Source organism: Sinorhizobium sp. CB7 (assembly GCF_041357635.1).
GTDB lineage: Bacteria > Pseudomonadota > Alphaproteobacteria > Rhizobiales > Rhizobiaceae > Rhizobium.
Genome location: NZ_JAULLL010000006.1, coordinates 132,630 through 159,222, shown reverse-complemented (window position 1 = coordinate 159,222; position 26,593 = coordinate 132,630). Strand labels below are relative to the sequence as shown.

26 protein-coding genes are annotated in these 26,593 nt (G+C 59.6%); 9 read left to right on the top strand and 17 right to left on the bottom strand.

Features of this window, described 5'->3' with window-relative positions; genetic code table 11:
- Positions 1 to 45: 45 nt before the first annotated feature.
- Together AAE029_RS13335 and AAE029_RS13330 are read right to left on the bottom strand one after the other, a co-directional pair.
- Entirely contained in the window at positions 46 to 756 is a 711-nt protein-coding gene (locus AAE029_RS13335; protein WP_371073333.1) for a GNAT family N-acetyltransferase, read from the bottom strand.
- On the bottom strand, positions 753 to 1,244 hold the full coding sequence (locus AAE029_RS13330; protein WP_371073332.1) for a MarR family winged helix-turn-helix transcriptional regulator: 492 nt from the start codon (positions 1,242 to 1,244) through the stop codon (positions 753 to 755). Before AAE029_RS13330 ends, AAE029_RS13335 begins: the two co-directional genes overlap by 4 nt.
- A 233-nt stretch (positions 1,245 to 1,477) precedes the next feature.
- Here AAE029_RS13330 and AAE029_RS13325 point away from each other — a divergent pair, with 233 nt between their 5' ends.
- The 4 genes from AAE029_RS13325 (at position 1,478) to AAE029_RS13310 (ending at position 7,789) form a co-directional block, all read left to right on the top strand.
- A complete protein-coding gene (locus AAE029_RS13325; RefSeq protein WP_371073331.1) occupies positions 1,478 to 4,072 on the top strand; it encodes a two-component system VirA-like sensor kinase in 2,595 nt (864 codons plus the stop codon).
- Positions 4,073 to 4,475: 403 nt separating this feature from the next.
- Complete coding sequence (locus tag AAE029_RS13320; protein WP_371073330.1) at positions 4,476 to 5,210, top strand: SDR family NAD(P)-dependent oxidoreductase; 735 nt, start codon at positions 4,476 to 4,478, stop codon at positions 5,208 to 5,210.
- A gap of 139 nt (positions 5,211 to 5,349) precedes the next feature.
- The gene (locus tag AAE029_RS13315) at positions 5,350 to 6,414 is read left to right on the top strand and encodes a phosphotransferase (RefSeq protein ID WP_371073329.1); all 1,065 of its coding nucleotides are present in this window, start codon (positions 5,350 to 5,352) and stop codon (positions 6,412 to 6,414) included.
- Between the two features lie 25 nt (positions 6,415 to 6,439).
- Positions 6,440 to 7,789, top strand: coding sequence for an aspartate aminotransferase family protein (locus tag AAE029_RS13310; protein ID WP_371073328.1), 1,350 nt, complete (start codon positions 6,440 to 6,442; stop codon positions 7,787 to 7,789).
- A gap of 45 nt (positions 7,790 to 7,834) precedes the next feature.
- Here the strand turns inward: AAE029_RS13310 and AAE029_RS13305 are convergent, their stop codons facing one another.
- From AAE029_RS13305 to AAE029_RS13290, 4 genes are all read right to left on the bottom strand, one after another.
- Complete coding sequence (locus AAE029_RS13305; protein ID WP_371073515.1) at positions 7,835 to 8,059, bottom strand: hypothetical protein; 225 nt, start codon at positions 8,057 to 8,059, stop codon at positions 7,835 to 7,837.
- Between the two features lie 191 nt (positions 8,060 to 8,250).
- On the bottom strand, positions 8,251 to 8,781 hold the full coding sequence (locus tag AAE029_RS13300; RefSeq protein ID WP_371073327.1) for a diguanylate cyclase domain-containing protein: 531 nt from the start codon (positions 8,779 to 8,781) through the stop codon (positions 8,251 to 8,253).
- 96 nt (positions 8,782 to 8,877) lie between these two features.
- Positions 8,878 to 9,258, bottom strand: coding sequence for a PAS domain-containing protein (locus AAE029_RS13295; protein ID WP_371073326.1), 381 nt, complete (start codon positions 9,256 to 9,258; stop codon positions 8,878 to 8,880).
- Entirely contained in the window at positions 9,252 to 9,635 is a 384-nt protein-coding gene (locus tag AAE029_RS13290) for a GFA family protein (RefSeq protein ID WP_371073325.1), read from the bottom strand. The genes AAE029_RS13295 and AAE029_RS13290 overlap by 7 nt, the downstream gene beginning before the upstream one ends.
- Positions 9,636 to 9,910: 275 nt before the next feature.
- Here AAE029_RS13290 and AAE029_RS13285 point away from each other — a divergent pair, with 275 nt between their 5' ends.
- Entirely contained in the window at positions 9,911 to 10,783 is an 873-nt protein-coding gene (locus tag AAE029_RS13285) for a DUF427 domain-containing protein (RefSeq protein WP_371073324.1), read from the top strand.
- Between the two features lie 84 nt (positions 10,784 to 10,867).
- Positions 10,868 to 12,631, top strand: a complete 1,764-nt coding sequence (locus tag AAE029_RS13280; RefSeq protein WP_371073323.1) for an MOSC domain-containing protein — start codon at positions 10,868 to 10,870, stop codon at positions 12,629 to 12,631.
- A 108-nt stretch (positions 12,632 to 12,739) separates the two neighbouring features.
- Here the strand turns inward: AAE029_RS13280 and AAE029_RS13275 are convergent, their stop codons facing one another.
- The 7 genes from AAE029_RS13275 to AAE029_RS13245 form a co-directional block, all read right to left on the bottom strand.
- Positions 12,740 to 14,539: a glycoside hydrolase family 15 protein gene (locus AAE029_RS13275; RefSeq protein ID WP_371073322.1), complete on the bottom strand. Its 1,800-nt coding sequence runs from the start codon at positions 14,537 to 14,539 to the stop codon at positions 12,740 to 12,742.
- Between the two features lie 245 nt (positions 14,540 to 14,784).
- Positions 14,785 to 15,585 (bottom strand): class I SAM-dependent methyltransferase, encoded by an 801-nt coding sequence (locus AAE029_RS13270; RefSeq protein WP_371073321.1) that lies wholly within the window; start codon positions 15,583 to 15,585, stop codon positions 14,785 to 14,787.
- A gap of 133 nt (positions 15,586 to 15,718) precedes the next feature.
- Positions 15,719 to 16,789 (bottom strand): LLM class flavin-dependent oxidoreductase, encoded by a 1,071-nt coding sequence (locus AAE029_RS13265; protein ID WP_371073320.1) that lies wholly within the window; start codon positions 16,787 to 16,789, stop codon positions 15,719 to 15,721.
- 67 nt (positions 16,790 to 16,856) lie between these two features.
- The gene (locus AAE029_RS13260; protein WP_371073319.1) at positions 16,857 to 18,230 is read right to left on the bottom strand and encodes an LLM class flavin-dependent oxidoreductase; all 1,374 of its coding nucleotides are present in this window, start codon (positions 18,228 to 18,230) and stop codon (positions 16,857 to 16,859) included.
- 21 nt (positions 18,231 to 18,251) lie between these two features.
- Entirely contained in the window at positions 18,252 to 19,001 is a 750-nt protein-coding gene (locus tag AAE029_RS13255; RefSeq protein WP_371073318.1) for an ABC transporter ATP-binding protein, read from the bottom strand.
- Complete coding sequence (locus AAE029_RS13250) at positions 18,977 to 19,855, bottom strand: ABC transporter permease (RefSeq protein WP_371073317.1); 879 nt, start codon at positions 19,853 to 19,855, stop codon at positions 18,977 to 18,979. Before AAE029_RS13250 ends, AAE029_RS13255 begins: the two co-directional genes overlap by 25 nt.
- Positions 19,856 to 19,888: 33 nt before the next feature.
- Entirely contained in the window at positions 19,889 to 20,914 is a 1,026-nt protein-coding gene (locus AAE029_RS13245) for an ABC transporter substrate-binding protein (RefSeq protein WP_371073316.1), read from the bottom strand.
- A 293-nt stretch (positions 20,915 to 21,207) separates the two neighbouring features.
- Between AAE029_RS13245 and AAE029_RS13240 the strand changes: the two genes are divergently transcribed.
- The 3 genes from AAE029_RS13240 (at position 21,208) to AAE029_RS13230 (ending at position 23,035) form a co-directional block, all read left to right on the top strand.
- The gene (locus tag AAE029_RS13240; RefSeq protein WP_371073315.1) at positions 21,208 to 22,260 is read left to right on the top strand and encodes a magnesium and cobalt transport protein CorA; all 1,053 of its coding nucleotides are present in this window, start codon (positions 21,208 to 21,210) and stop codon (positions 22,258 to 22,260) included.
- A 50-nt stretch (positions 22,261 to 22,310) separates the two neighbouring features.
- Positions 22,311 to 22,511 (top strand): hypothetical protein, encoded by a 201-nt coding sequence (locus AAE029_RS13235; RefSeq protein WP_371073314.1) that lies wholly within the window; start codon positions 22,311 to 22,313, stop codon positions 22,509 to 22,511.
- 101 nt (positions 22,512 to 22,612) lie between these two features.
- Complete coding sequence (locus tag AAE029_RS13230) at positions 22,613 to 23,035, top strand: hypothetical protein (protein WP_371073313.1); 423 nt, start codon at positions 22,613 to 22,615, stop codon at positions 23,033 to 23,035.
- 91 nt (positions 23,036 to 23,126) lie between these two features.
- Here AAE029_RS13230 and AAE029_RS13225 read toward each other — a convergent pair whose 3' ends face one another.
- From AAE029_RS13225 to AAE029_RS13210, 4 genes are read right to left on the bottom strand one after another with little or no spacing between them, the layout of a single operon-like run.
- Complete coding sequence (locus tag AAE029_RS13225; RefSeq protein WP_371073312.1) at positions 23,127 to 23,873, bottom strand: ABC transporter ATP-binding protein; 747 nt, start codon at positions 23,871 to 23,873, stop codon at positions 23,127 to 23,129.
- Positions 23,870 to 24,679, bottom strand: a complete 810-nt coding sequence (locus AAE029_RS13220; RefSeq protein WP_371073311.1) for an ATP-binding cassette domain-containing protein — start codon at positions 24,677 to 24,679, stop codon at positions 23,870 to 23,872. Before AAE029_RS13220 ends, AAE029_RS13225 begins: the two co-directional genes overlap by 4 nt.
- Positions 24,676 to 25,533: an ABC transporter permease gene (locus AAE029_RS13215; protein WP_371073310.1), complete on the bottom strand. Its 858-nt coding sequence runs from the start codon at positions 25,531 to 25,533 to the stop codon at positions 24,676 to 24,678. The genes AAE029_RS13220 and AAE029_RS13215 overlap by 4 nt, the downstream gene beginning before the upstream one ends.
- Complete coding sequence (locus AAE029_RS13210) at positions 25,530 to 26,504, bottom strand: ABC transporter permease (protein WP_371073309.1); 975 nt, start codon at positions 26,502 to 26,504, stop codon at positions 25,530 to 25,532. The genes AAE029_RS13215 and AAE029_RS13210 overlap by 4 nt, the downstream gene beginning before the upstream one ends.
- Between the last annotated feature and the right edge of the window lie 89 nt (positions 26,505 to 26,593).

The window sequence follows — 26,593 nt, the reverse complement described above, 5'->3', positions numbered from 1 at the left end:
CTCGAGAGAGCAGTCGCCGCACGCGTCGTCTCCCTCATGTGGCCATCAAATCGATGACACGCATGATCGCGACCGCACTGCTCGTGTTCTGACTACACGGAGGTTCATCTCGGATCGCAACGTGAAGCCAAGTGTCTTATAGAGTGAGATCGCAGGCGTGTTCGTTGCATAGGCATGCAGATAAGCCGTCTCGCCCCTGGAAGCAATTTCGCCGGCAACGAAGCGGAAGAGCAGGGTGCCAAGGCCGCCTCCTTGGAAATCGGGATGCGTGCAAAGACCGCTAAGCTCCGTAAACCCCGTCTGCCGCAGCCGCTGCCCTGCCATCGCCACAAGGCGTCCTTCGATCTTGATACCCCAGAAGGTCCCGAGGGCCTGGGCGCGCAGGGTAAAGGGTCCAGGCTTTGTCAATGTTGCAAGCGCCAGCATCTCGGCAGCATCGGTCTCGGTCAGCGGCTGGATACGCGGATCTGTGATCCGTTCATGTGGCCGTTCGGCGATCATCTGGACGAGCGGGCCCTCCAAAACGACCATCAGACTGGGCGGAATGACAATGGGGCCTGCCTCGACAAGCGCCATGCTCTCGTCGGCTGACGGGAGGTTTGCCAGAGCTTCGAGACTTTCGGGCGCATGGTCTGCGGACGCCGCGAAGGGAACAATGGATGGCGGGTAGCGTCGCGCGGCCTTGTCACCCTCCGCGAGATGGGCATGGGCGGTTTCCAGGGCGCTCCAGACCGGGCGGTCGAGAATATGCGTCATCTTCCCTCCTCCTTTGGTATTCCGCGGCGCGCGAGCGGCGTTTCCGCAAGCCCGTCCTCGATCACTGCGAGTTGCTCAAGGATCGGTCCATCAAGATCGCCGCAAAGATCCGCGACGGCGGCCGCAATGCGAGGCCAGACGGACTTCTTTGAAAATTCGACAAGATCCTCTCCCTTGTCCGTCAATGAGACGAGCCTGCGTCGCTGATCTTCCGGGGCTGGTTGCATGTCGATAAAGCCGAGTTCGAGAAGTTGGCCGACGGTGCGCGTCGCGCCTGGCTGGGTGATGCCGACCGCCTGCGCAAGTTCTCCGATCGTCAGAGGTCCAGACCGATCGATCGCGGCAAGAAACGGATATTGGCCCGCCTGTATGCCTATGCCTGCCTGATCCATGATTTGCTGCGTATCGGCCTGTAACCTCTCTCCGATACGCCGCAAGCGGCTACCCATGCACAGAAAGCCAAGAGTTCGGACAACGTCCTCGACCATCGCCGGTTCCTCAGTTGAATTACAGTTTATATAACGTGTTATGTATATAAAGGCAATCGCTTGGCTCGCGCGGCACTCCAATGAGCGCTGGTTACGGACGTAACACGATTATCGTTGTTGACGAAGACCAGTGCCTTTATGAATTCCTGCGAGAGCCTGATCAGGACTTGGCCGGTCTGGAGATGCAATATGGCTCGTAACGCAAGTCGCCATTGCGACACCAGTGATCTCCGATGCAGCTACACGCAGCATATAAAAAATCCATTCTGTTTCATGAAGCCCGGGCTTTTGTCCTCGCCATTTTTGGCGCGACAATCTTCGCACTGATTGCTCTTGAGCAGGTGCCCAATAGGGCTACGCATGACTCGATCGTCACAACGTTGAGGATCATTGACCTTGAGAACGCTAATCTTCAACAGGATGTGCTCAAGGCGCGCTCTGGCCAGCTGCTCAATTACGACCCAATAGTGTCCTCGTTCGAAGGGCTCCATGAGGCTGTGGCCCGTTTGAGGATGCTTTTGCCCCGCATTGGGACCGATACTGACCGTTTGAACCGCAGCCTGAATGAGCTTGCGGCATCGATCGATACCAATGAAGCTCTCGTTGAGCAGTTCAAGAGTCGAAATGCATCGTTACAAAACTCGCTGACCGTTTTCGACGAGCTTCTTGCGCAAGACCCGGGCAGCGACGGCCGAGTGGCATCATGGAGTAAATTCAGCAACTTAATGATGCGTTTCTCGATGAAGCCGGATTGGCAAATCGGCCAGAACTTGATGGCCGAACTCAGCAAGACGGCCACTCAGAACCCGGACGAGAGGGTAGTTCTAGACAACCTAGGCGCACACACACGATCCGCTTTGGCGGATCTGAGTTTCGTCGATCAACTGATAAGCACGATCCAGGCTGGAGATATCGAGCGGAATGCTCGAAAATTGCAACAGCAATTCCTCGACGCCTACGGTCGCGCCAACGCCAGCGCTAATTTTCGTCGCATGGCAGTTGGCTTCATTTCCATTCTGCTCTGGGGTTACGTTGCCGTCCTGTCCTATCGTCTAAGTAACAAAACCCGACTTTTGAGGCGGCGGCTGGACTTCGAAAGCTTCCTAAGGACAACACAACACGAATTCGACGATGCCGTCTCAAGGGAGGATGTGTGTACCACAGCTGTAAGGGCGCTGTCCGTATTCACAAAGTTTTTCGCCGCAGACAGGTTTTCCCTGGAGCTCATCGAACCGCGTACAGGGGCGACCGTGGAGTATTTCGAGAGCAAGCAACCACCGCTTCCGCTCCTCCCGGAAGTCAAGGCGGATTTCATTAACAAGGTTGGCTCAAGCAGCGACGAGGCTGCTGCCGGCAGGTCGCATTTCGTCGATCTCACTAATAGACGCGAAAGCATTTCCACGCCTAAATGGATGACAGTTGCTGTCGTGGGAGGCGTGCGAACGCCGCTCGGACGCGTTGGCATTCTACAGCTGGCCTTTGATCGTCCTCGCCTTAAATTGAACGAGGATGAGGTCTCGCTTCTATGCAACGGTCTTTTTGCACTCTTCCAAGCCACACTGCAACATGCCAGGCGCCAGGAGCGTGAGGATCTTGAAAAGCGACTCAAGCATGCCGAGCGGCTGAAGGCAGTGGGTACGTTGGCGGGCGGAATCGCGCATGAGTTCAACAACATTCTGGGCGCGATCCTTGGTTATGGCGAGATGGCCATGCAACGCGCGGGCCGGGCCGGCCCCGTGACGCCGTACGTCAAACAGATGGTCGACACGGCAAAACGAGCCGAGCGCATCGTCAACCAAATTCTGACGCTTAGCCGAAATCGCGAGCAGGAGAGGGAGCCGTTCAATCTGGCCGACGCTGTTGCGGATGCCCTTCCGTTGATTGCAGCGTCGCTTCCGAACCTTCAGGTGCGGACCGCCCTGTCGGCCGAAGGGGCCGTCATGCTTGGCCATCCTGTCGAACTGCAACAAATCATGATGAACCTCTGCAAGAACGCCTGGGAAGCATCCAACGGCAACGCGCGCGTCGAAGTCGAAATTGAGGTCAAGACTGTCGAGGTCGCCAGCGTCATGTCGCTTACTCTTGGGTTGCTTCAGCCCGGCAAATATCTGTGCCTTCGCATTGCCGACAATGGGAAGGGTATCGCTTCCGAGGTCCTGCCGCACATCTTTGATCCGTTTTTCACCACAAGAGAGCAATCCGGTGGCTCAGGACTTGGGCTGACGGCGGTCCATGGGTTGGTGACAGGGCTGAGCGGACGCATCAATGTCACCAGCGATATTGGGAAAGGTGCATGTTTCGACCTCTACTTCCCATACTCGGATCTCACACCGATTCCTCTCAGCCAGTTTTTTGAAGTGACCAAGGTTCCCCTCGGGAATGGTCAGCGCATCGTTTTACTTGAACATGACGTTGGCAGTTTGGCGATGAGCGAAGAGAAAGTTGCGGCGCTCGGTTATGAGCCGGTTGGGTTCTCCGACATTGACCAGATGAAAGATTGGCTGGCTGAAAAGACCGCCGACTTGATCGTTATCGATGCCTTGTCCGTTCCGCCGCACTATTCTGCGCGTGATATCGAAAACATTGCCCGTGGCACGGTTTTTATCGTGATACCCGATCGGGAGCACAGGGGATCGCTGCAACTCGGAAGTCTACCGAACACCACTTTGTTGCAAAAGCCACTAAGTTCAAAGGCGCTTGCCGATGTTATTGCTGAACAGCTTCGTCGGCACGTCGAGAGCGAGCCTCGATCCTTGCTGCCGACTTTACCGAGGAATACCTCTCAAGATAGTCCAGTTGCTTTCAGAACGGGAAGCCATCGCGGCTGACATCGGGAACTGTCTCTCGGAGCGGGGCCAGCCGCCTGGCCGATGCGCCCGTTCGCGTAACAGGTCATGCCGGCATTCGGAAGATAGGAAGTCTTCACGTTACATGGACCTAGCGCTGACGTCCTCGCAGAGATCAGCAGATGTGCTCCTGTTCCTTGTTTCATCGATGGACGGCAAGTGCATTATCGCAAAATGCCCAAGAGTTGGCGGTGACGTTCGACGCTATAGGCGCTATGCAATTTTTGACGCGGATGAGAATTTCGCAATTTAAGTGTGTTATTTCCTCAATCATACAACCTTTTATCGAAACCAGCGCGCGGCCTCCGAAGAAAGCGCTTGTGATGGTGAGCGCGCACGATAGCATGCCGACATATCGCTTTGATCCGTACTGCGGGAGTAATCGATGACCGCGAACTACATGCTTCTAACCGGTGCCAGCCGTGGAATTGGTCACGCCACCGTCAAGTTCTTTCAAGAGAATGGATGGCGTATCCTGACGGTTTCGCGTCAGCCTTTTTCGGAAGAGTGCCGCTGGCCTTCCGCCCGCGAAAGTCATATTCAGGCGGACCTCGAAGATCTTTCGGGCATCGATAAGCTTGCCGAAACCGTCCGCGCGCGGTTGCCGGACGGAAAGCTTGCGGCCCTCGTCAATAATGCCGGCATTTCGCCCAAAGGGCCGGACGGTTCCCGCCTCGGCGTCGCCGATACCGACGCTCAGACCTGGACCCGGGTCTTGAACGTCAATCTTGTTTCGACCGCCCTGCTGGCGAGGGCACTGCTGCCCGAGCTCAAGGCGGCGCAGGGTTCCATCGTCAACGTGACGTCGATTGTCGGCTCGCGCGTCCATCCCTTCGCAGGCGTTGCCTATGCGGCTTCGAAAGCCGGGCTTGCAGCACTGACACGGGAGCTCGCGCATGAATTCGGTCCATATGGGATACGGGCAAACGCTATCGCTCCCGGCGAGATCGACACCGCCATTCTCTCGCCCGGTACCGCAGAACTGGTTCACGCGCAGGTTCCCATGAACCGCCTGGGAACACCGACCGAGGTGGCAAGAACCATTTATTTTCTTTGCACCGATGCTTCGTCCTACATCAATGGCGCGGAGATCCATATCAACGGCGGACAACACGTCTGAAATCATAGACAGGACGGGAGGCGAGGGGCGCGGGCGCTCGACGAAATGGCAGCTTCACGCGCCTGATTGGGCAGGCAATGGGAAACGGCGCGCCCGGCAGCGTTTGCCAGAGGCGCTTCAGGACATAATAGGAAAGACGATGCCCGCCATAAAGACAGAGGCAGACGAAAACGGCTTGGGCGCGGAGTTGAAAACCGGTGCCGCCGCAGTGCCGGCCGACCAGGCGGAGCGTATTGCCCTGGAGAAATATGGGTTGGGCGGGCGTGCCGAATGGCTTTGGGGAGAGAAGGACAGTAACTACCGTATAACGCTCGCGGGCGGTACAGCCTATCTCCTGAAAATTCTGAACCCCGCCGAAGATCCGCGTGTGACAAACATGCATAGCCAGGCGCTTCTTCATGTCGAGGCGCTCGAGCCGAGCATTCCCGTGCAACGCATCGTCCGCACGAAAGATGGTGAGGCAGATTTCCGCGTGGTGGCCGACGATGGCAGCGAGCGTGGCGTCCGAATGGTGACTTTCCTTCGGGGAACGGCGCAACGCACCTCACCGCATTCCGCAATTCAGCGCCGCCGCATCGGCATTCTTCTCGGACGCATGCAGAAGGCGCTGGAGAGCTTCTCGCATGAGGCTGCATTTCACCGGATTACCTGGGACATGAAACATGCAATGGGCATGCGCGACCTCATGCCTGCTTTTCCCGATGCCGCAAAACGGGCGCGGCTGGAACGGGCCATTAACGAATTCGGGGCTGAAATCGTGCCGGCCATGGCTTCCTTGCCCTCACAGATCATCCACAACGACTTCAACATGGAGAACATCCTCGTCGATCCTGACATGCCCGATGAAATCACCGGCATTATCGATTTTGGCGACATGGTGCATGCGCCCATACTTTTCGATGTCGCGGTCGCCGCGGCCTACCAGATGGGAAATGCCGATGACCCGGTCGAAGCCATATGCGATTTCCTGAGGGGTTACCGAACCGAAAAGCGCCTGTCGGATGGGGAAATCGGGCTTCTCTATCCTGCAGCGGTCATGCGCCTGGTGATGCGGCTTGCCATCCCGCAGTGGCGAGCGCAACTCTTTCCGGAACATGCTGAACGATTTACGTTGAACAGTCCGACTGTGTGGCAGCAGCTTGCGCGCCTCGACGGGATTTCGAAGGAAAACGCGATCGAGCGGTTTCGCGCTGCCAATCGATAAGGCCTTGCGATGGGGAATGACGATCATGAACAAACCGGTTTCCAGCACGCCAGCCGCAACCATGGTCAATGGGTTCGATGCCGAAAGATTGGGGAGCCTGCCGGACAGGGAGCGCAAACTCATCGAACGGCGGCAGGCGTTGCTCGGCCCGTCCTACAGGCTTTTCTACGAAAATCCTCTTCATGTCGTCCGCGCCGAGGGTGTCTGGCTCTATGATGCGGATGGCACCGCCTATCTCGACGCCTATAACAATGTGCCTTCCGTCGGGCATTGCCATCCGAAGGTCGTTGAGGCGATCGCCCGACAGGCCGCGATCCTAAACACGCACACGCGGTATTTGGGAGAACAGATCCTCGACTATTCCGAGCGGCTGCTGGCGACATTTTCCGATGAGATTGACCGCGTCATGTATACCTGCACAGGAAGCGAAGCAGTTGACCTGGCATTGCGCATCGCCCGTTATTACACGGGGGGAACCGGCATCATCATCACTGAGAACGCCTATCACGGCGTGACGGCATCGGCTGCCGAGATCTCACCATCGCTCGGCCCCAACATGCCGCTCGGTGCCCATGTTCTGACGGTTCCGGCACCCGACAGCTACCGTTCGGGAGGCCGGGATGTGGGAGACGCCCTGGCGGAGGATGTCTCCAAAGCCATCGCGTTCATGCGCCGGCGCGGCATCAAGCCCGCGGCGTTCATCGCCGACGGGATCTTCTCGACCGATGGGATATTCTCGGATCCCGCCGGCTTCCTGAAAAAAACACTCGACGTCGTTCATGATGCAGGCGCGCTTTACATCGCCGATGAGGTTCAGCCGGGATTCGGCCGCCTCGGTACGCATATGTGGGGTTTCATGCGTCATGGCATCGTGCCGGACATTGCCGTCATGGGAAAGCCGATGGGCAACGGCATGCCGATTGCTGCCGCCGTCATGAAGGCGGAAATTCAGGAACGCTTCGGACAGGACATCCGCTATTTCAACACGTTCGGCGCAAACCATGTTTCCATCGCGGCCGCCTCGGCAGTTCTCGATGTCATCAGAGACGAAATGCTGATGGGAAAAGCGCACGACACTGGAAATTACATGCTGGCCGGCATGCGAAAGCTGCAGCAGTCTTTTGCATCGATCGGCGACGTCAGAGGGGCAGGCCTTTTCCTTGGCCTCGAATTCGTCAGGGATCGGGAGAGCCGTGAGCCGGATGGCGCGCTGTCCTTGAAGGTCGTCAACGGGATGCGTGATCGTCAGGTGCTCATCAGCGCCGCAGGCATCCACGGCAATGTTCTGAAATTACGGCCGCCGCTTCCCTTTGGCGTCGAGCATGCGGATATTTTCCTGCAAACGCTGCGGGACGTGCTCACGCAGTTCGCGTGACGCAGGAAAGCGTTGCAACATACAGAGCGCGTTTCACCTGGGGCATCATCGCTTCGGGGTATGCCGCCAGCCACGATAGGTGTCCGGAACCCCGAGCGCTTGGTGAGCCTTGGTCAGCGCCTCCAGCCATGCGGCAAGCTTCTCCGGCACTTCCTCTTCTCCGCTTTCCCAGGCTTCGACCAAAGCGAGGTCGCATTGTAATGCGCTCGCGAGGTTGATCGGCGTCCACCGCAGGATCAACAGGCATTGCGTGAAATCGGCAGGGGTCATTTGCGGCCACTCTTCTTGTTCGCGGATGGACAACAAGTGGTCAGCGCCGGCCCAGGAGTCAAGCGAGCAAGTGCGGAAGTATCCCGAGAATACAGGAAAATTCGCACACAGGTTGTCCTGGATCAAGAATCCTCAGGTTCGGCCAAGATGAGACAACCAGCGAGAGCGGATTTTCGCGACACTTTGATCGTCTAGCCTGCGCTCATCATGAGCTGAGATGACTGACTTGTGAAAATTCGTCCGCGTCCGCCGGCTTTAGCCTGATACATCGCCGCATCCGCCGTCTCCAGGAGACTCTCGATGCTAACGCCGTCGTCCGGGTAGATTGATATGCCGACAGACGCCCCAATCTCGACGACCTGGTTTGACAGGGCGTAGGGCCGAGACAGTTCGCGTACCAGCCGTCTGGCGGCAAAGGCGATGCCACGTGGATTTGCAATATTGGCAAGGATGGCGACAAACTCGTCGCCGCCCTGGCGAAAGATCGTGTCGTCTGCCCTTAGGACAAGTTTCATTGGGTCGGCGACAGCAATCAGAAGAGAGTCTCCGAGATGATGACCATACTGGTCATTCACCTGCTTGAATCGATCGAGATCAATAAATAGCACCGCTACGCGCCGATTGGATTTTTGTGCCGCCGACATTGCCTGCGACAGGCGGTCTCGCATCAACAGGCGATTGCCGAGGCCCGTCAGCGAATCAAAATGCGCGAGACGGTGCATCTGTGCGTGGCTTTCTTTCTGCAGGGTTATGTCAGAGAAGAACGCTACGTGATTTGTTATCCTGTTGCTCTCATCTGTTAGAATATTGATCGAAACTCATTCGGCGTATATTTCGCCGGATTTTCTTTTGTTCCATATTTCGCCCTGCCAGTAGCCCCGGTGCTTGAGGGCAAACCACATGTCCTCATAGAACCTCGCTGACTGTTTTCCTGAGCTCAGCAGGCTGGGCGGTCTTCCGATGGCCTCCTCGGCAGTGTAACTGGTGATGCGCGTGAAGGCCGGATTTATGCGAACGATGAGGTTCCGGTCGTCTGTGACCATGATAGCCTCGGCGCTGACATTGATAATGCGATCGGTCAAGCACAAATTCTCTCTGCCAGTCACTATATTCCTCACCGGAAAATTGATTTTCGCTAAAAAAGATAAAGTCGAACTTCTTTCAATTTTCCAAAGAGCTATCGATTTTCCGCCTACCATTCCTCTTTCTTCGGAAGATCATCGTTAAGGTCATAGAAATCCGACTTGGAACCTACATAAATGTGCTCGCTTAAACGAAGACCGGTCGGGCGATCGAGGCTTCCAGCGGTGACGTACGTCTCGGTACCCGATGAGGATCTCCAGAACAGGTTGCCGCCACAGAGCGAGCAGAAGCCACGCTGCACCTGGGCGGACGATTGGTACCATCGCAGTGTCTCGGAGTTTAGGACGTTGAGGTCAGCCGATTGGCAAGATGCCATGGCTGCGAAGTTCCCGCTTGCGCGGGCGCATTGGGAGCAATGACAGGCGATTGGCTGGCTAAGCTCGCCGACGATCTCGTAACGAACGCCGCCACACAGGCAGCCTCCAAGCGGCATCGAAACCTCCCTATCGCGTTGAATTGCCGGATCGGAACCATCTTAAAGAAATGCAGCCCGGCGGGAAGACGGCCTCGTCAGGCGGACTTATGAAGAATTAATTCGGCCAATCCGTTAATTTCGCCAAGCGGCGTGTCGACCGCAGTTCCGGGAAGATCGCCTTGACGGCAGCTTTGTCCGTCCTACATCGAACTGTGATGACTAATCCGCGACCGGACGAAGCTCCGATAAATCACAGTGTGATCGTGACGGGTTAACCTGTCGAAGGACAAGCAATGGGACTGTCCTGGCAACAAGGTCCACTCTCCCCGGGGGCAATTGGCCAGTTTCTCCTGCCGGAACCGCTGCCCGAGAGATTGTTGTACGCCGAACGGCTCCACCGGCGCATGCGAGTGCGTTTTGGAGGGGCATGGATCGCCGACAGCGAGAATGTTGTCTTGCTGTTTGAACCGGGACGCTATCCGGTGGCTTACTTTCCAGAGAGCGACATTTCCTCAGACGCCCTGCAACGCACTGAGCACACCACCCGGCATCGCGACCTGGGGCTTACGGCCTGGTACACGGTGCGATCGGGTGACGGGAACGCCCAAAGAGGGGCATGGCAGCACATCGACTTGCCCGATTACGCGAGGGAGCTGCAGGCGCGCGTCGCGTTTGCATGGCCGGCCATGGACGCTTTCTATGAGGAAGACGAGCGCATCGTCGGCCATGCCGCCGACAGCTACCATCGCATCGACATCCGCCAAGCCTCCCGCAACCTCGTCGTCCGCCATCGAGATCGCATCATTGCCGACACAAGGCGGCCGGTCGTGCTCTACGAGTCTGGTTTCGCGCCGCGCTGGTACGTTGTGCGCGCTGACATCGATGAAGCCGCATTGACCGCCGTGGAATTTCAGACATTCTGCCCGTACAAAGGGCTGTGCAGCTATTATGACATCGGCGACGCCAAGCGGGCGGCGTGGTCGTATCGAGAGGCCTATCGCGAGGTGAGCCGCATCTCCGACCTGGTGTCGTTCGAACCGGACATGCTTTCGGTGGAGCTCGACGGCATTCAGCTCCGCCTTGAGCCGGGGCAGGCCGTGGTTCCGCATGGCCCCGATCGCGATCTTACCGTCACCGAGGCGCTCCCTCCCCATAAACGGCCATGAGAGGGCATATTGGCCGCGAGCCACTACCACATGAGCCGATGACTTAAGGCGGTAGGACTTCCATCACCAGGAGAGCAAAACGTCATGGCTCGACTACTATCGGTGAACGTCGGACTTCCGCGTGACATAGAGTGGAAAGGGCGCACTGTGCATACCGGGATATGGAAGGAACCGGTACCTGGTCGCTGTCGGGTCGGCCATCTAAATGTTGAAGGAGACGGACAAGGCGACCTCGCCGGGCATGGTGGCGAGCAGCGCGCCGTCTTCGTCTACCAGATCGAGTCCTATCGCTATTGGCAGGAGCAGTTGAAGAGGACCGATCTCGTCCACGGGCAGTTCGGCGAGAACTTCACGATCGAAGGATTGCCCGACGATGTCGTGTGCATTGGCGACCGCTATCAGATTGGCAGTGCGCTGTTCGAAGTCACTCAACCGCGTGTTACCTGCTATCGCGTCGGCATTCGCATGAACGAGCCCCGGATGCCCGCTTTGCTGACAGGCAGCGGACGACCCGGATTTTATTTCCGCGTCCTGCAGGAAGGGGAGGTGGGCGTCGGCGATGCCATCGTGAAGGTGGGAGAAGCAAAGGAGCGGATGACCGTCGCAGAGATCAACGCGCTCCTCTATTCGTCCAATCATCCGCGCGGCCGACTGGAGCGCGCATTGGGGATCGAAGCACTTTCGCCCGGATGGCGCTTCTCGTTTGAGGCGCTGGTGCAGAGCCAAACCACTGCTGTGCGGAGTGGTAACGCGGGGCTTGCGCCGGCGGCAGCTGCGCATCCGGTTGCACCAGGATTTCGGCCGCTTGCGGTGACGAGGATCGAGCAGGAGTCCGCAGACGTCCTGTCACTCACGATGAAGAGCCCGGACGGTCAGCCGCTGCAAGAACCTCTGCCCGGCCAATACGTGGTCTTGCGTCTTCAACCGACCGCCGAAGGCCGGCCGCTTTTTCGCAGCTATTCGCTTTCCGGGCCTCTCTCGACGGAGTGCTATCGAATCAGTGTGAAGGTCGAGCCCAACGGAGCGGGTGGGGCCTACCTGAAGGAGAATGTCCGGGTGGACGACGTTCTCGACGTCAGCTTGCCGCGTGGAAGCTTCGTACTGCAATCCGGAGAGCGCCCGGTGGTACTGATCAGCGCAGGAATTGGGGCGACACCTGTTCTGGCGATGCTGAACGCGCTGGCGGCTGCCCAATCTACACGGCCGGTCTTGTGGCTTCATGGGGCTCGCGATCGGCAGCATCATCCATTTGCCGGCGAAGTCCGCCGGCTCATGCCCACGCTCGCGCATGGCCGCAGCTTTGTTTGCTACAGCGGGCCAGGGGCGGGCGATAAGATGGGTGAGGACTTCGACGCGACGGGTCACTTGTCCCAATCGGTCTTAAATGAGGTCGGTATCCCGCGAGATGCTGATGTCTACCTCTGCGGACCGCCGCGTTTCATGGCAGCGATGAAAGAAGCGCTCGCGAATCTGGGCGTGCCGCCGCAGCGCATTCATGCGGAAATCTTTGACGGCAGTGAGCCGATAACTCCTGGCGTAGTGGGTGCAGCGACGCGGGCTGCGCATCCGCCGGAGGACGATACCGACGCCGGTCCGCTCGTATCGTTCGCGCGCAGCGGCATCGCCGCGCACTGGAAACCCTCGGCCTATCAGAGCATTCTGGAGCTGGCCGAGGCATGTGACGTGCCCGTTCGCTGGTCGTGCCGCACCGGTGTCTGTCATAACTGCGAGAGTGGATTGATCTCTGGATCTGTCACCTACCAGCCTGATCCGCTCGACCCACCTGCGGAAGGAAATCTCCTGATCTGCTGCTCCCGGCCGCAGGATGACGTGGTGATCGACATCTGAGCCGCAAGCGCGGCGGTACGGAGGACCCTTTCCATTCGTGAGACGACAATGAGGCCGGCCAATGTGCTGTGGCGTGCGCAGGCGCGTTTGCCTAAACGGCATCGCACGTCAAAGCTGCCTGCGGCCTCGCTCCTCTGCCGGACCTCTCCGTCTTGCAAGGTTCAACGCCGTATTGATCACGCCGACATGGCTGAAGGCTTGGGGGAAATTGCCCAGCATCCGCTGTGCGATCGGATCGTACTCCTCCGACAACAAGCCTACGTCGTTGCATAGGGACAGGAGCCTCTCGAACAGCTTACGTGCATCCTCGTCGCGGCCGATCAGCGTGAGGGCGTCTGCGAGCCAGAAGCTGCAGGCGAGAAATGCACCCTCGCCGGGCGGCAGACCGTCGTTAACCTCTTCTGTTTCGTATCGCAGCACCAGACCGTCGCGGATCAATCGTTCCTCGATTGCCTTGACGGTTCCGGTGAAGCGCGGATCCTCGGGCGGAAGAAAGCCGACAAGACCGATCTGCAGGAGGCTGGCATCGAGCGTCTTCGATCCATAAGCCTGAACGAAGCTGCCAAGCTCGGGATCGTAACCCTTCAGGCACACCTCTTCATGAATATCATCGGCGATCCTTAGCCAATGTCGGGCTTCTTTCCGGGAGCCTTCGGCCAGCGCAAGTCGAGCCGCCCGATCGAAGGCAACCCAGGCCATAACCTTGGAATGGGTAAAATGCTGCGGTCCGCCACGGACCTCCCAGATGCCCTCGTCTGGTTTTCGCCAGGCTTCTTCCAGGAATGTCATGACGACTTCGCTTAGGGCGTGCGTGCGCGGATGCCCCGGCAAGCCGCCTTTCAGCGCCTGCGCCATGGCATCGGCGACCTCGCCGTAGACGTCGAGCTGGAACTGTTCCGCAGCCGCATTCCCGATTCTGACGGGCCGCGAGCCTTCGTAGCCTGAAAGCCAGGTGGGCTCCCATTCGAGCAGATTGCGCTCGCCGGCAACGCCATACATGATCTGCATCTGCGCCGGAGCACCGGCGACGGCGCGCAGCAGCCAGTTACGCCACGAACCTGCCTCGTCGTAATATCCGAGCTTCATGAGGGCGAGCAGCGTCAATGTCGCGTCGCGAAGCCAGCAGTAGCGGTAATCCCAGTTGCGTGACCCGCCCAGTTGTTCCGGCAGAGACGTCGTGGCTGCCGCGACGATGCCTCCGGTCGGCATGTAGGTGAGAGCCTTCAGCGTGATCAGCGATCGTTTGACCTGATCGGTCCAGACCCCGACGTCCGGGCAGCGCTGAGAGAAATCAAGCCAAAAGGATTCGGTGCTCTGAAGAGCGGTTTCAACGTCCTTGGCCGTTGGGCGCGACAGGTGCGAGTGGCAATGGGTCAGCGTGAATGGCAAGCGCTCTCCGGCTGAGACGCTGAATTTGCCGGTGGTGCGCATATCTTCGCCTTCGAGCGGAATTGCGGATGTCAGGACGAGCATATCCGGTCCGGCGATTGCCGTGAGGGTGCAGTCATCATTCCTGGTCACCCAAGGGACGGTCCGGCCGTAGTCGAACCTGGCTATCAGTTCGAAGTCGAAATCGACGCGGCCGCGCTTTCCTTCGACAATGCGCATCAGATCGCTGGCGCCGTCCCGAAGCGGCATGAAATCATAGACTATTGCGGCACCGCTTTCTGTTTCGAATTCCGTTTCGAGAATAAGCGTGTCTTTGCGATAGCGTCGCGTGACGCGATAATCTGTCGCTGAAGGCGAAATCAGCCATCGGCCATTGTCATCGGAACCGAGCAGCGCGGCGAAACACGCTGGCGAATCGAAGCGCGGGAAGCACAGCCAGTCGATCGACCCATCCCGAGATACCAGCGCCGCTGTCTCACAATCACCGATCAGGGCATAATCTTCTATCCTTGCCTGCACAATCACCTCCTGAGTTTTTGCAGAAGCACGTGAGTTCCAAGCTATCTAGATTTCAAAAGCGCTCGATTTTAGGTCAAGGATGAAACATGCCAAGTAATGCGCAAGGCCACTGTTGACGCATAATGGGATGTCGGCGCCCATAGCTTTAACATGGTGAGCGTCCGGGCAGAGTATTTGCGCTTTGGAGCGGTCGGTGGCCGAGGGTTGTTCCGCCGCCAGAACGATGGGTTTCTCCGGCTGTGCGGTCAGGGAACGGTGCCCCGGCAGGCCCAGGCGACATTTGCAAAGGACCGTGGGCCATCGGGCCGGCCGGCCTCATAAGCGTCGCGTACGGCCGCGTCGATGCGCGCGCGCTCCGCAGCGTCGAGCGCCGCCATATATTGGCCGAGCGGACCTTCTCCTGCCGCGATCGGTGCCCAGTAGTCGTCGAAGTTTTGGTAATCCATGCGGATCATCAGCTGGGTTTCCGTGACGTCTGCGAGCCCCTCACCGACAAAAGCCCGCTTCATTTCGCCCGGCTGCATCATCGGCTGGAAGCAATAGCGGGAGCGCAGCTGGCGCCCGCCTTCGTTGAGCGCCGCAACCGTGTCGATCATCATGCGCATGCCGGGCATGCCGCCGATGTGATCCCACACGGCGGCCGCGACGATGCCGTCGGGCCGCACGACACGGCGCATTTCGGCAATCGCCTTGGCGGCCTGTGGCACGAAGTGGAGCACGAGCAACGCAAAGGCGCGGTCGAACGTGTCATCCTCAAATGGCAGGGCACAGGCATCCGCCTGCCGGATCCTTATGCGCGGGTCGGTGTTGCGCCGGCTCGCCTCCTCGACGAAGACGGGCGAATAGTCGATGGCGACAAGTTCTTGAAGATCGGCTGCCCTGGCGAGCGCGAAGGTCAGACTGCCGGTGCCGCAGCCGACCTCGAGAATCTTTTCGCCATCGGCTAGCCCCGCGAAGTCGATGAACAATGGCGCGAGTTTTTGGCTCCACCGGCCCATGAGTTGTTCATAGCCGGCCGCATCGTGGACGTTGAAGCTTGAGGGCATCGAAGTCTCCTCGTCTCCACGTATATTAGACTTCGATAGGATGGCCGCCAAGGCCTAGGCGTGAATGCAAGTCAAGCATACCTCTCCCACGAGTGTAGGCGAGAACTACTGTAGCAACCCAAGCACCTCCGCCTCAGCTGCGCAACAGCGAAAGCAGTTGGTCGCCTTGCCGCTTGATCTCGGACAGGTACGGTGTGTCGGAGAGCACGAAGTGTGTGATGCCCAGATCCTGGTACTTGCGCAGCGAGCGGGCAACGTCCGCCGCCGAACCGACCAGCCACGTCGTGCCGGCGCCACCGCCGCCGAACTTGCCCGGCGAGGTATAGAGGTTGTCATCGAGAACCTCGCCGCGCGCGTTGAGATCGAGCAGTCGCTGCTGGCCCACCGCGAGGGCTCGCCGGTGGTCATTCCAGCCGGCGCCCTTGCTCTTGGCCATCTCGGCGACCTTCGCCTCGGCGTCGGCCCAGGCCTGCTCCGTCGTGTCGCGGACGAGCGTGGTGATCCGCAACCCGAACTCCAACGGAGGGAGGTCGCGACCCAGTTCCTTGCTCAGCACCTTGAGCCGCTCGATCCGTTCCCGGACCCCGTCGAGTGGCTCGCCCCAGAAGAGCTGAACATCGGCTTCCGTGGCTGACACCCGTTCGGCCGCTTGCGAGGCACCGCCGAAGTAGAGTTTAGGATGGAGACGATCGCCGCGGACCGCGATGCGCGGCACCACGGTGGACTCGGTGACCCGAAAATGCTCGCCGGCGTAGGTGACATTTTCTTCGGTCCATAGTCTGCGAGTGAGCCGCATGAATTCCTTGGTGCGGGCATAGCGGTGCGCCTGATCGCCCTCGCTGTCGCCATATGCGGCGAGGTTGTCCTGGCCGGACACGATGTTGATCCGCAGGCGGCCGCCGGTGAGGTGATCAAGCGTGGCCGCCGCGGAAGCGAAGTTCGCCGGCCGCCAATAGCCCGGACGGATCGCGATGAGCGGTTCGAAGGTGGTGGTCCGGGCGGCAAGCGAGGCCGCGACGGTGAAGGTGTCGGGCCGGCCCCAGCCGGTGCCGATGAGCGCACCCTTCCATCCGTGCTCCTCCAAGGCTTTCGCGTGGTCCGTCAGCGTCTCCAGGTTATTGTGGTTCTCGACGGCTGAATCCCCGCGGTGGCCGGGTTTGACGTCGTTGGGAACATACCAAAGAAATTCGGAATTGCTGCTCATACGATGGGCCTGGTGTTCTGTGGGTAGGGGAAATCAATGGAAAAAGACCGAATCGGCCGGGGAGCGGTCATACGGCCCGTGCCTCCTGCTCCTGCCGTGCTTGAAGCACAAAGCGGTTCGGTGGTCGCTCAAGGCCGAGGTTCTCCCGCAGCGTCATTCCTTCGTACTCATGCCGGAACAGACCCCGCTTGCGAAGGATCGGAACGACCTGATCCACGAAATCCGTCAACCCGGTCGGCAGGATCGGCGGCATGATGTTGAAGGCGTCGGCGGCTCCGTTGTCGAACCATTCCTGCATCGCGTCTGCGATCTGTTCCGGTGTGCCGACCACCGTGCGGTGTCCCCGGGCAGTCGCAACGGCGAGATAGAACTGGCGGAGCGTCAGGTTGTTGCGCGTCACCAGATCGGTGACCAGCTTGAGACGGCTTTTGTTGAGCTCGGTGTCCTGCGGCAGCGGAGGGGCTGGATCGTCCAGCGAATAACCGGAAAGATCGACACCCTTGTAGTGACGGGCAAGGATGTTCCAGGCGATGGAGGGATGAACGAGCGACTGGATATGGTCGTAGTTAGCCTGAGCTTCCGCTTCGGTCCCGCCGAGGACGGGGAAGATACCGGGGCTGATCAGCAGTTCCTCCGGCCTGCGCCCATAGCGGGCGAGCCTTATCTTGACGTCGGAGTAGAATTCCTGTGCATCCTCCAGTGTCTGGTTGGCGGTAAAGATCATCTCCGCCGTGCGCGCGGCCAGTTCGCGGCCGGGTTCAGACGCGCCAGCCTGCACGATCACCGGATGGCCCTGGACGGGACGGCCGACATTGAGCGGGCCGGTCACCGAGAAGAATTTGCCCTTGTGATCGACGAGATGCACTTTGTCGGGATCGAGGTAGACACCGCTTTCCTTGTCACGGATAAAAGCATCGTCCTCATAGGAGTCCCACAATCCCTTGACCAGATCGACGAATTCCTCGGCGCGCGCGTAGCGGTCGGCATGGGCGGGATGGCCTGGGATAGAGAAGTTCTTGGAAACATCCGCGCCGGTAGTGACGACATTCCAGGCCGCGCGTCCCTTCGAGATATAGTCGAGGGAGGCAAACCTGCGGGCCAGAAGATAGGGGTCCTCATAGGTGGTTGACGCCGTAGCGACGAAGCCGATGTGGCTCGTGGCCTGCGACAGCGCCGACCACAGGGTCAGAGGCTCGAAATGAGCTCCTTGCGCCGTGCGACGCAGGGCTTCGGGATCTTTGCCGCGCTCCCAGCCCGCCGGACTGTCGGCCACGAAAACCAGATCGAACTTGCCGCGTTCGGCCGTCTGCGCAAGCTCCCGGTAGTGGTCGATGTTCAGACCGGCGTCTGCTTGCGCGTTCGGATGACGCCAGGCGGCCACATGATGGCCGGTCGCCATGATGAATGCGCCGAGCCGCATCTGTCTCTTGTTCTTGCTCATTGATCTTTTTCCTAGTCGATTTCAGGCTGCCTTGCGGCCCGGGACGTCGACCCCGAGCCGGCTCAGGAGATGTCCGCGTATCTGCCCGAACCGTGGATTGCCATGGTCGCGGGGCCTCTCCAGGTCGATCCTGAGGTCTTCGATGAAACGGCCCTCGTCGAGAACCAGTATCCGGTCGGCGAGCGAAATCGCCTCGTCGACATCGTGGGTGACAAGCAAGACGGCGGGGCGGTGTCTTGTGCACAATTCTCGCAGCAGATCGTGCATTTTCAGCCGCGTAAGCGCATCGAGCGCGCCGAAAGGCTCGTCTGCAAGAAGCAGGCCCGGCTCGCGCACCAGGGAGCGAGCAAGAGCGACCCTTTGCTGCTCACCACCCGAAAGCTGGTTCGGCCAGGCGTTTTCGCGCCCTTGAAGGCCGACTTCCGCCAGGGCCTTTCTTCCGGCTTCCTGACCGGAGGCGCCGGGCAAGCCGAGCGTGACGTTCTGAAGGACGGTGCGCCAGGGCAGCAGGCGGGCGTCCTGAAACACCACCGAAAGGTTCTCCGGTACATTGAGGCTGCCGGTTCCCTCGACTTCGTGGTCGAGGCCGGCAAGGGCCCTGAGAAAGGTACTTTTGCCGGACCCGCTCTTGCCGAGCAAGGCAACGAACTCGCCCTGCTCGATATCGAGATCCACGCCGTCCAGGATCGTCTTCGTTGTAAACCGGCGCACGAGGTTTCCGACATGGACGGCTTTGGTTGCGGACTTCAACTGGCCAGAGTGCGGCGCCATGTGAGGACCCTCCTTTCGATGAGGCGGACGAGACCGTCCGAGACCAGGCCCAGCAGCACGTAAACCACCAGGCCGACGAGAATGACGTCGGTCTGCCCATAGGTACGGGCAAGATCGATCATGTAGCCGAGCCCGCTGGTGGCGTTGATCTGCTCGACCACGACGAGGGAGACCCAGCAAAGCGTCACTGCGAAGCGCAGGCCCAAAAGGAAGCCAGGCAGGGCACCGGGCAAGACCACCTGGAGGATGAAGTCCTTCTGGCTCATGCGCAGGGTCTCCGCCAGCTCGACATAACGGCTGTCTATGCTGCGAAGTGCGTTGTGGGTGTGGATGTAAATCGGCACGATGACGGCAAGGACGATGGTCGTGACCTTCATGCTCTCGCCGATACCGAACCACAATATCAGCAGAGGGATCAGCGCCAGCGTCGGGATGGCCCGCTTGATCTGGACCGGACCGTCGATTAGCGCTTCGCCGATCCGCGAGAGACCGGCGATGACGGCCAAGATTGTACCGGTCACCAGTCCAATGCTGAGCCCGAGCAGGGCGCGCGTCGTCGAGGTGATGAAGTTGTCCTGCAGGCGACCCTGTTCTATCAGCCTTCCGAAGGCCTCGATGACCGTCCACGGTGCGGAGAGTATGCGCGGGTCGATCCATCCGAGCGCCGAGCCGACAACCCAGATCAGCACAAGCAGTGCCGGTCCGATCTGCAAGCCGAAGGGTATCGCAGGTCCGGGTCCCAGTCTGCGGCGGGCACGAAAACCCGCTTGCGTCGTGGTTGAACCGGCATATGCAGTTCCGCGGTCGGATGTCCGGGCTGACTTCCCGCCATCCACATCCCAGGTGGTTGCCATGATTGAATCTCCTCTTGGACAGGATGCAGAGGCTTACTGGCTCTTGGCCAAAGCTGCCGCGCCGAGCTTTTCGAAGCGATTGTCGAAGATTTGTTCCACATCGAACGGCTTGTAGCCGAGCTCGTCCGCCAGCAGATTGATCGTCTCCTGGTGGCGCTTCTTGACTTCGCTCCAGTCGTCGGGAATCACCTGCGTGCCGGCCAACTTGACGAGAAATTCGCCGTCCTCCTGGCTGAGACCCTGCTGACCAACGTAATATTCCTTGATCCAGGTCTCCGGGTGCTGATCGATCCATTCGGTGGCGCGTGCCCATAGACGGACGTATTCCGCCAGAGCTGCCGCCTTTGCGGGATCGTCCAGAACCCATTGCGGCGCGTAGAGATGGGTCGGGTCGTCCCGCAGGCCGTGTTCCACAAGCGTGGCACCGTCAGGGCCATATTGGGTGATGTAGCGGCGGATGTTTACTCCGCCAAGCGGCGCGATATCGACCTGCTTGCTCGCCAGCGCCTTTGGGTAGACGTCACCGGTGCTCGGCAATTCGACCAGTGTCACATCGCTGCTTTTCAAACCCGCGGCATGAAGTGCGCGAAGCACGAGCGTACCCTGAGCCTGACCCGGGCTGAATGCGATGCGTTTCCCGCGGAAATCGGCAAGGGTCTTGACGTCCACTCCTGGCGCGACACCAAAACGGTAGATCGGGTTGGCGATCGGGTCGCGACGTTCGCGATAGGCAATGTTGCGGACGGGCAGATTATTCCAGTTGGCGAAGATCGATGGGATCTCGGCCACCGATCCCACATCGAGTGCGCGAGCGCGGAACGCTTCCGATGTCTGTGGCCCGCCGCTGATATTGGCCCATTTGACTTCAAAGGTGAGCTCCTTGATAAGGCCGGACACTTCAAGGGCCTTCTGGGTCGTCGGATCGCCGATCGTCAGAACGGTTCCCGGCGGCGCCTTGGGAAGGAGAGGGGCATCGGCCTGGGCTAGAGTCACGCCGGAAATCGCGCCGAGGCCAAGAAGCCCCAACAGGCCAACCTTTAATATCTTTGCCAATGTCATCGTCGATCTTTCCCCCTTGGAGGTTGCAAATTGCAGGAAGCGATGTGTGGTAGGGTGAGATATTTTCCATAAAATACATAGACTATATCATTTAAGAATCTGACGAATGATAAAAAATCGTTCCAAAGGGGCGGGTTTCTGCGACGGCTTCCGCGGATGTCGCACGGTACCGTGCCGATCTAGAGCCGGATGCAAGTTTAGCGAAATGGGACTATGGTGATCGGCACGACGTCTGACTTGACGGACAGGCCATACAGATGCGGATCAGTGCGGATGGGGAGGAAGACAGAACTTTGGGAAGGGTCAAGGATTCAACGCGTGCCCCCAAGAGCTCCGGGGACGGTTCGACCACTCCGACGACGCCTCCGTATGAACGACCTGGCGTTGTTGCCGCCGCCGTTTACGAGCGCGGGCAACGCATTCGCGACATCCGAATAGAAGAAGCTGCCGAATGGCGAGGCCGAGAGAATGCCGTCGTCTGGATCGGCTTGCACGAGCCGGATGAAGTGCTGCTGCACCAGGTGCAGGCCGAATTCGGTCTCCATCCGCTGGCGATCGAGGACGCAGCGAAGGCCCACCAACGCCCGAAGTTGGAGATCTATGGCGATGCCATGTTCATCGTCGCTCGTACCGCCCATATGAAGGACGGCGAGATCGTCTTCGGCGAAACGCACCTGTTCGTCGGCCGCGGCTACGTCGTCTCCGTTCGCCATGGAGCCTCGTCCTCTTACCTCGCGGTGAGACAGCGATGCGAGGCTACGCCGACCTCACTCGCACATGGTGAGAACTATATTCTCTATTCCATCCTGGACTTCATCGTCGACAACTACATGCCGGTCATCGAGGTGGTGCAGGAGGAGATCGAGACGCTCGAGGATCTGGTGCTGCGCGAACAGCTGACAAAGTCCGACATCGAGCGCCTTTACCTGCTGCGGCGCAAGCTGCTGCGGCTGCGCAATGCCGTGGTACCGCTTGTAGACGTCTGTCGACGATACGAGCACATCGATCTTCCGGGCATGGATATGACACTCCAGCCGCTGTTTCGCGATGTCACGGATCACGTGCGCCGGGTCCAGGAAGATATCGACGCGCTGCGCGAGGTCCTCGCATTCGCCTTCGAGGCCAGTGTAATGATCGGTCAGACAGAGCAAACGGCGATCGCCCGCAAGCTTGCCTCCTGGGCGGCGATCCTCGCTGTTCCGACGGCAATCGCCGGCATCTACGGGATGAATTTCAGCGATATGCCGGAACTGAGATTCCAGTACGGCTATTTCATGGTGCTGGGTGTCATCGCCGTCCTCTGTCTAACCCTTTTCGGTTTCTTCCGCCGCGCGAAGTGGCTCTAACCGCATCGTCGTCGCTATCGATTTCCAGTGTCGTGTTCTGGAAACGGGGCATGGTCGTTATAGGTATATCTTGGCCGGAAATGCCTGAAAGCGAGCAAATCCCGTCACGTCATCCCAGGAAAATTCCGTATAGCAAATATATCATGGGTGTGATCACAGAAGACCTGAGCCTTCTCGGCAATGTTTCAGCTGAAACAATTCCTGCGGCTGGCCGTCATCGACCGTTAACAGCGGCTGGATTATTGAAGTAGTGGAAGAGATTAATCGAAATACTCCATCAGGATAACAAAGGCGGCACATGGTGTGTCCGACGCCGGTTCTGGCATTCGGCACGAGGTGAGGAGTAGGCAGCGTGAGCGGCGATCCGATGAAGACCAACTGCTCCAGGATCATCAGCAGGCAACTGACAACTTGCGGCGGCGCCGACGGCGGCAAGACCATCATACTCGGTTTCATGAAGGATTCAGGTGGCCCCGTTTCCCTTGAAATGCCGTTCGATCAGGCGGCGTCGCTCGTCATGACCCTGCCGCATCTGTTGTCCTCGGCGCTAAAATTGCAAACAGGCGAAGCTAAGGCGCGTTATGTGTTCTCGATCGGTGAATGGAAACTGGAATCCGCGCAAGATCCGAATTTCCTGATTCTCACGATGCAGACGCCGGATGGATTCGAAGTCGCATTTGCCGTCCCTGTCGCAATGTGCGAGGCAATGGGAAAATCCTTGACCCATCATGCCCCGTCTAATCCGACCAGGCCGGGTAATTCGCCTCTGAACTGAACGCGCTTGGGTGTCCTCCTGCCATCACCCATGAGTAACGGCGAGATGCGCAGTTCGGGCAGATCCTTCGGGAATGCCGCGACGGATAGGGTTAAGCAGGCATGCGGGGAATGCTGGCGAGAAGTTTTCGGGTATAGGCGTGGCTCGGCGAGGCGAGGATATCGCGGGTCTTGCCGCTTTCGACGATCTTGCCGCGTTCAAGAATGATCATCTCCTCGCAGAGCGAGGCGACGAGGCCGATGTCATGAGAGACGAGCACCAGTGTGATCGTCTTCGACAGTTCCTTGAGTAACGCGACGATCCGTATGCGGGTCGATAGATCGAGTGCGCTCACCACTTCATCGGCCAGCACCACTTCCGGTCGCGAGACGATTGCCCGCGCGATAGCGATGCGTTGTCGCTGCCCGCCCGAGAATTCATGCGGATAGCGTTTCGCAGCATCCGCGGGCAGCCCGACGGATGCCAGCGCCGTGATGACCGCCGCTCGCGTATCTCCTGCGATCTTCAAAGAGCGTAATGGTTCGGCGATGATGTCGAAGACGTTTTGGCGGGGATCGAGCGAGGAGTAGGGATCCTGAAAGATCGCCTGGACTGTCCGGCGGAAACCACGCATGAAGGTTCCGTTCCCCGGATCCAGCGGCGTGCCCTTGACGGTAACTGCACCTTCCGATGGCCGGTTCAGGCCGAGGAGCAGGCGCAGGACCGTCGTCTTGCCCGAGCCCGATTCACCAACGATGCCGAGATTGGCGCCCTGTCTCAGCTCGAAACTGACGCTGTCGAGGATCTTTTGGTTGCGGCTGTAGCCGAAGGAGACATTGCGGACATCGATCAAGCTCATGGCGCAATCTCCAATGCCTTGTCGAAAGTGCGCGCCGTCGCAACGAGAGACTGCGTATATTCGTGAGATGGACGCTGGAATACGGTTGCGACCGGGCCCTGTTCGACGATGTGGCCGTGCTGCAGCACGATGACCCGATCGACCGCGTTGGCGACCACCGGAAGGTCATGGCTGATGAAGAGCAGTGACATGTTGCGCTCGCTGACGAGCTCGCCCAACAGTTTCAGGATCTCGGCCTGTGTGGTGACATCCAGCGCCGTTGTCGGCTCGTCGGCTATCAGCAGTTTTGGTCGGCACGCGAGCGCCATTGCGATCGCGGCGCGCTGCCGCTGGCCGCCGGAAATCTCGTGCGGCCAGGATTTCGCGATGCGCTCCGGTTGCGGCAGTGCCACCTGATCGAGCAGGTCGAGAACTTCGCGTATCACCGCCATGTCGTTGGTCGGCCGGCCATCGCGTCTTGCCCGACGGCGCACGGCCTCGGCAACCTGCTTGCCGATCTTCATCAGCGGATCGAGGGCGGTGAGCGGCTCCTGGAAAACGACGGCCGCCGTCGTGCCCCTGAGCGGCACCAGATCGCGGTCCCGGGCGCCGATAACCTCTTTGCCGTCGAGCAGGACGGAACCAGAGGCGTTAAGCCCGTCGGCCAGAAGGCCGATCGCAGCGAGTGCTGTCAGCGACTTTCCCGAGCCGGATTCGCCGATCAGCCCGAGCCGCTCGCCCATTGCTATGGAGAATGAGACGTCCGAAACCAGCGGTTTGCCGCCGGCATGGACCGAAAGGTTCTGGATGGCGAGAAGCGGGCTCACCGGCGCCTCCTGCGGGTAGGGTCGGCGATGTCACGCAGACCGTCGGCGAGCAGGTTGATGCCTATGACGAGCAATACGAGCGCGATACCCGGCGCTATGGCGCCGAATGGCGCGGAATAGACGGTTCCCTGCGCCTCTTGCAGCAGGCGACCCCAGGAGGCGTTCGGCGGCGGTGCGCCAAGCCCGAGATAGGAAAGCGAGGCTTCGGCAATGACTGCGAGACCGAACTGCAGCGCCAGATTGACAAGCAGTGTCGGCCAGATGTTCGGCAGGACGTGGATCATCACCACGCCGAGCCAGGACGTGCCGGATATCCGCGACGCGGTGATGTAGTCCATCTGCAGCACCCGTTTTGCCAGGATGCGGGTGAGCCGCGCGACGATGGCGGAATTGGCGATGCCGATCGCGATGATGGCAGTCCAGAGGCTTCCACCTTCGCTGGAGGCGACGATCAGCATGGCAAGCAGCAGGGTCGGGAAGGCAATCAGGATGTCGAGCGCGGCTGCCAGCACATCGTCCAGCGTTTTCGAGGCAAAGGCGGCGAGCAGCCCGATCGTGATACCAATGATCGCACCGATGATGACGGCGCCGGTACCAACGATCAGCGCGATGCGCGAGCCGATCATGATCAGCGTGAAGAGGTCGCGGCCGAGCCGGTCGGTGCCGGCGAAATGGGCAAATGACGGAGGCTCCAACCGTCCGCCGGACATTGCGGTCGGATCATAGGGCGTCCAGACGAGCGTCAGAAGGCCGATCATGAGATGCAGGCCGACGATGATGGCGCCTATGGTGAAAATCCATGAATGGCGGATGCGACCTTCCGGCAAATCGGTGATGAGGCTCGTGTCGGTCATGGCGCGTTCCCCGCCACGCGGCCGCGCAGGCGCGGATCGATGAGCCGCTGGACGAGATCGGCAGCGAAGCCGACCAGCAGGACGAGGAGTGTGGAGATGAAGAGCACGCCCTGGACGTTCGGATAATCGCGCTGCTCGATGCCAAGGAGCAGCATCGAGCCCAGGCCGGGAAGCGAAAAGACGCGCTCCACGACGACGGCGCCAAGAAGGGTCGAGGCTAGCTCGATGCCTAGGATGGAGATGACGGGCACAGAGCCATTACGGATGCCGTGGCGGATGAGGGCCTCAGAAAAGCTTGCGCCGAGCGCGCGAGCGGTGCGCAGATAATCGCTGCCAAGCACGTCCTGCGCCGCCGAGCGCACGTAGCGGATCAGCGAAGCGGACATGACGATCGCAATCGCTACGACCGGCAGAACGAGGGCCTCAAGGGAGGCTTCCGGCCTCTGCCAACCGCGCGACGGAAAACCGCCGGACGGGAAAAGCCGCAGGTTCACGGCGAAGACCGTCACCAGAAGGATGCCGATCCAGAAGACCGGGACGGCGATGCCGAGCTGCGAGACGACGGAGATCGCCGAGCCGTACCACCGGTCGGACTTGACTGCGGCGACGATACCGAGCGGCACGGCAATTACGATGGCGAGCAGAAAGGACATCAGCGTCAACGGCACAGTGACCGCCAGCCGGTCACCTATCTCGGGCAGAACCGGGGCGCCGCTGATGAAGGAGTTGCCGAGGTCAAAGCGGGCCAGGCTGAGGACGAAACGCAGGAACTGTTCGGAAAGCGGCAGGTCGGAGCCCACCTGCCGGCGGGCGGCTTCGATCTGTTCCGGATCAGCGCCCACGGAAACCAACGCATTCGCCGGATCGCCCGGCAGCAGCCGCAGGAGCATGAACAGCACCGCTGCAGCGATCAGGATCGAGACAATGAGGATGGCCAGACGGCGCAGGAGATAGGAAAGAATAGCCGGCACCTTTCATTCATAATTCGCCCGGCGCCATCGCATGTTTTCTTAAGCGGAGATTGATTTGAGAAAAACATGCAGCAACGCAAAGCGCTACA

Coding starts and splice junctions, on each gene's coding strand:
- AAE029_RS13270 (WP_371073321.1), bottom strand. CDS start 15,585: ATGCCCTCAAGCTTCAACGTCCACGATGCGGCCGGCTATGAACAACTC.
- AAE029_RS13315 (WP_371073329.1), top strand. CDS start 5,350: ATGCCCGCCATAAAGACAGAGGCAGACGAAAACGGCTTGGGCGCGGAG.
- AAE029_RS13320 (WP_371073330.1), top strand. CDS start 4,476: ATGACCGCGAACTACATGCTTCTAACCGGTGCCAGCCGTGGAATTGGT.
- AAE029_RS13255 (WP_371073318.1), bottom strand. CDS start 19,001: ATGGCGCCGCACTCTGGCCAGTTGAAGTCCGCAACCAAAGCCGTCCAT.
- AAE029_RS13290 (WP_371073325.1), bottom strand. CDS start 9,635: ATGCCGCTTGGAGGCTGCCTGTGTGGCGGCGTTCGTTACGAGATCGTC.
- AAE029_RS13245 (WP_371073316.1), bottom strand. CDS start 20,914: ATGACATTGGCAAAGATATTAAAGGTTGGCCTGTTGGGGCTTCTTGGC.
- AAE029_RS13300 (WP_371073327.1), bottom strand. CDS start 8,781: ATGCACCGTCTCGCGCATTTTGATTCGCTGACGGGCCTCGGCAATCGC.
- AAE029_RS13330 (WP_371073332.1), bottom strand. CDS start 1,244: ATGGTCGAGGACGTTGTCCGAACTCTTGGCTTTCTGTGCATGGGTAGC.
- AAE029_RS13305 (WP_371073515.1), bottom strand. CDS start 8,059: ATGACCCCTGCCGATTTCACGCAATGCCTGTTGATCCTGCGGTGGACG.
- AAE029_RS13225 (WP_371073312.1), bottom strand. CDS start 23,873: ATGAGCTTGATCGATGTCCGCAATGTCTCCTTCGGCTACAGCCGCAAC.
- AAE029_RS13295 (WP_371073326.1), bottom strand. CDS start 9,258: ATGGTAGGCGGAAAATCGATAGCTCTTTGGAAAATTGAAAGAAGTTCG.
- AAE029_RS13310 (WP_371073328.1), top strand. CDS start 6,440: ATGAACAAACCGGTTTCCAGCACGCCAGCCGCAACCATGGTCAATGGG.
- AAE029_RS13250 (WP_371073317.1), bottom strand. CDS start 19,855: ATGGCAACCACCTGGGATGTGGATGGCGGGAAGTCAGCCCGGACATCC.
- AAE029_RS13335 (WP_371073333.1), bottom strand. CDS start 756: ATGACGCATATTCTCGACCGCCCGGTCTGGAGCGCCCTGGAAACCGCC.
- AAE029_RS13260 (WP_371073319.1), bottom strand. CDS start 18,230: ATGAGCAAGAACAAGAGACAGATGCGGCTCGGCGCATTCATCATGGCG.
- AAE029_RS13235 (WP_371073314.1), top strand. CDS start 22,311: ATGGTCGTTATAGGTATATCTTGGCCGGAAATGCCTGAAAGCGAGCAA.
- AAE029_RS13280 (WP_371073323.1), top strand. CDS start 10,868: ATGGCTCGACTACTATCGGTGAACGTCGGACTTCCGCGTGACATAGAG.
- AAE029_RS13325 (WP_371073331.1), top strand. CDS start 1,478: ATGCAGCTACACGCAGCATATAAAAAATCCATTCTGTTTCATGAAGCC.
- AAE029_RS13265 (WP_371073320.1), bottom strand. CDS start 16,789: ATGAGCAGCAATTCCGAATTTCTTTGGTATGTTCCCAACGACGTCAAA.
- AAE029_RS13215 (WP_371073310.1), bottom strand. CDS start 25,533: ATGACCGACACGAGCCTCATCACCGATTTGCCGGAAGGTCGCATCCGC.
- AAE029_RS13285 (WP_371073324.1), top strand. CDS start 9,911: ATGGGACTGTCCTGGCAACAAGGTCCACTCTCCCCGGGGGCAATTGGC.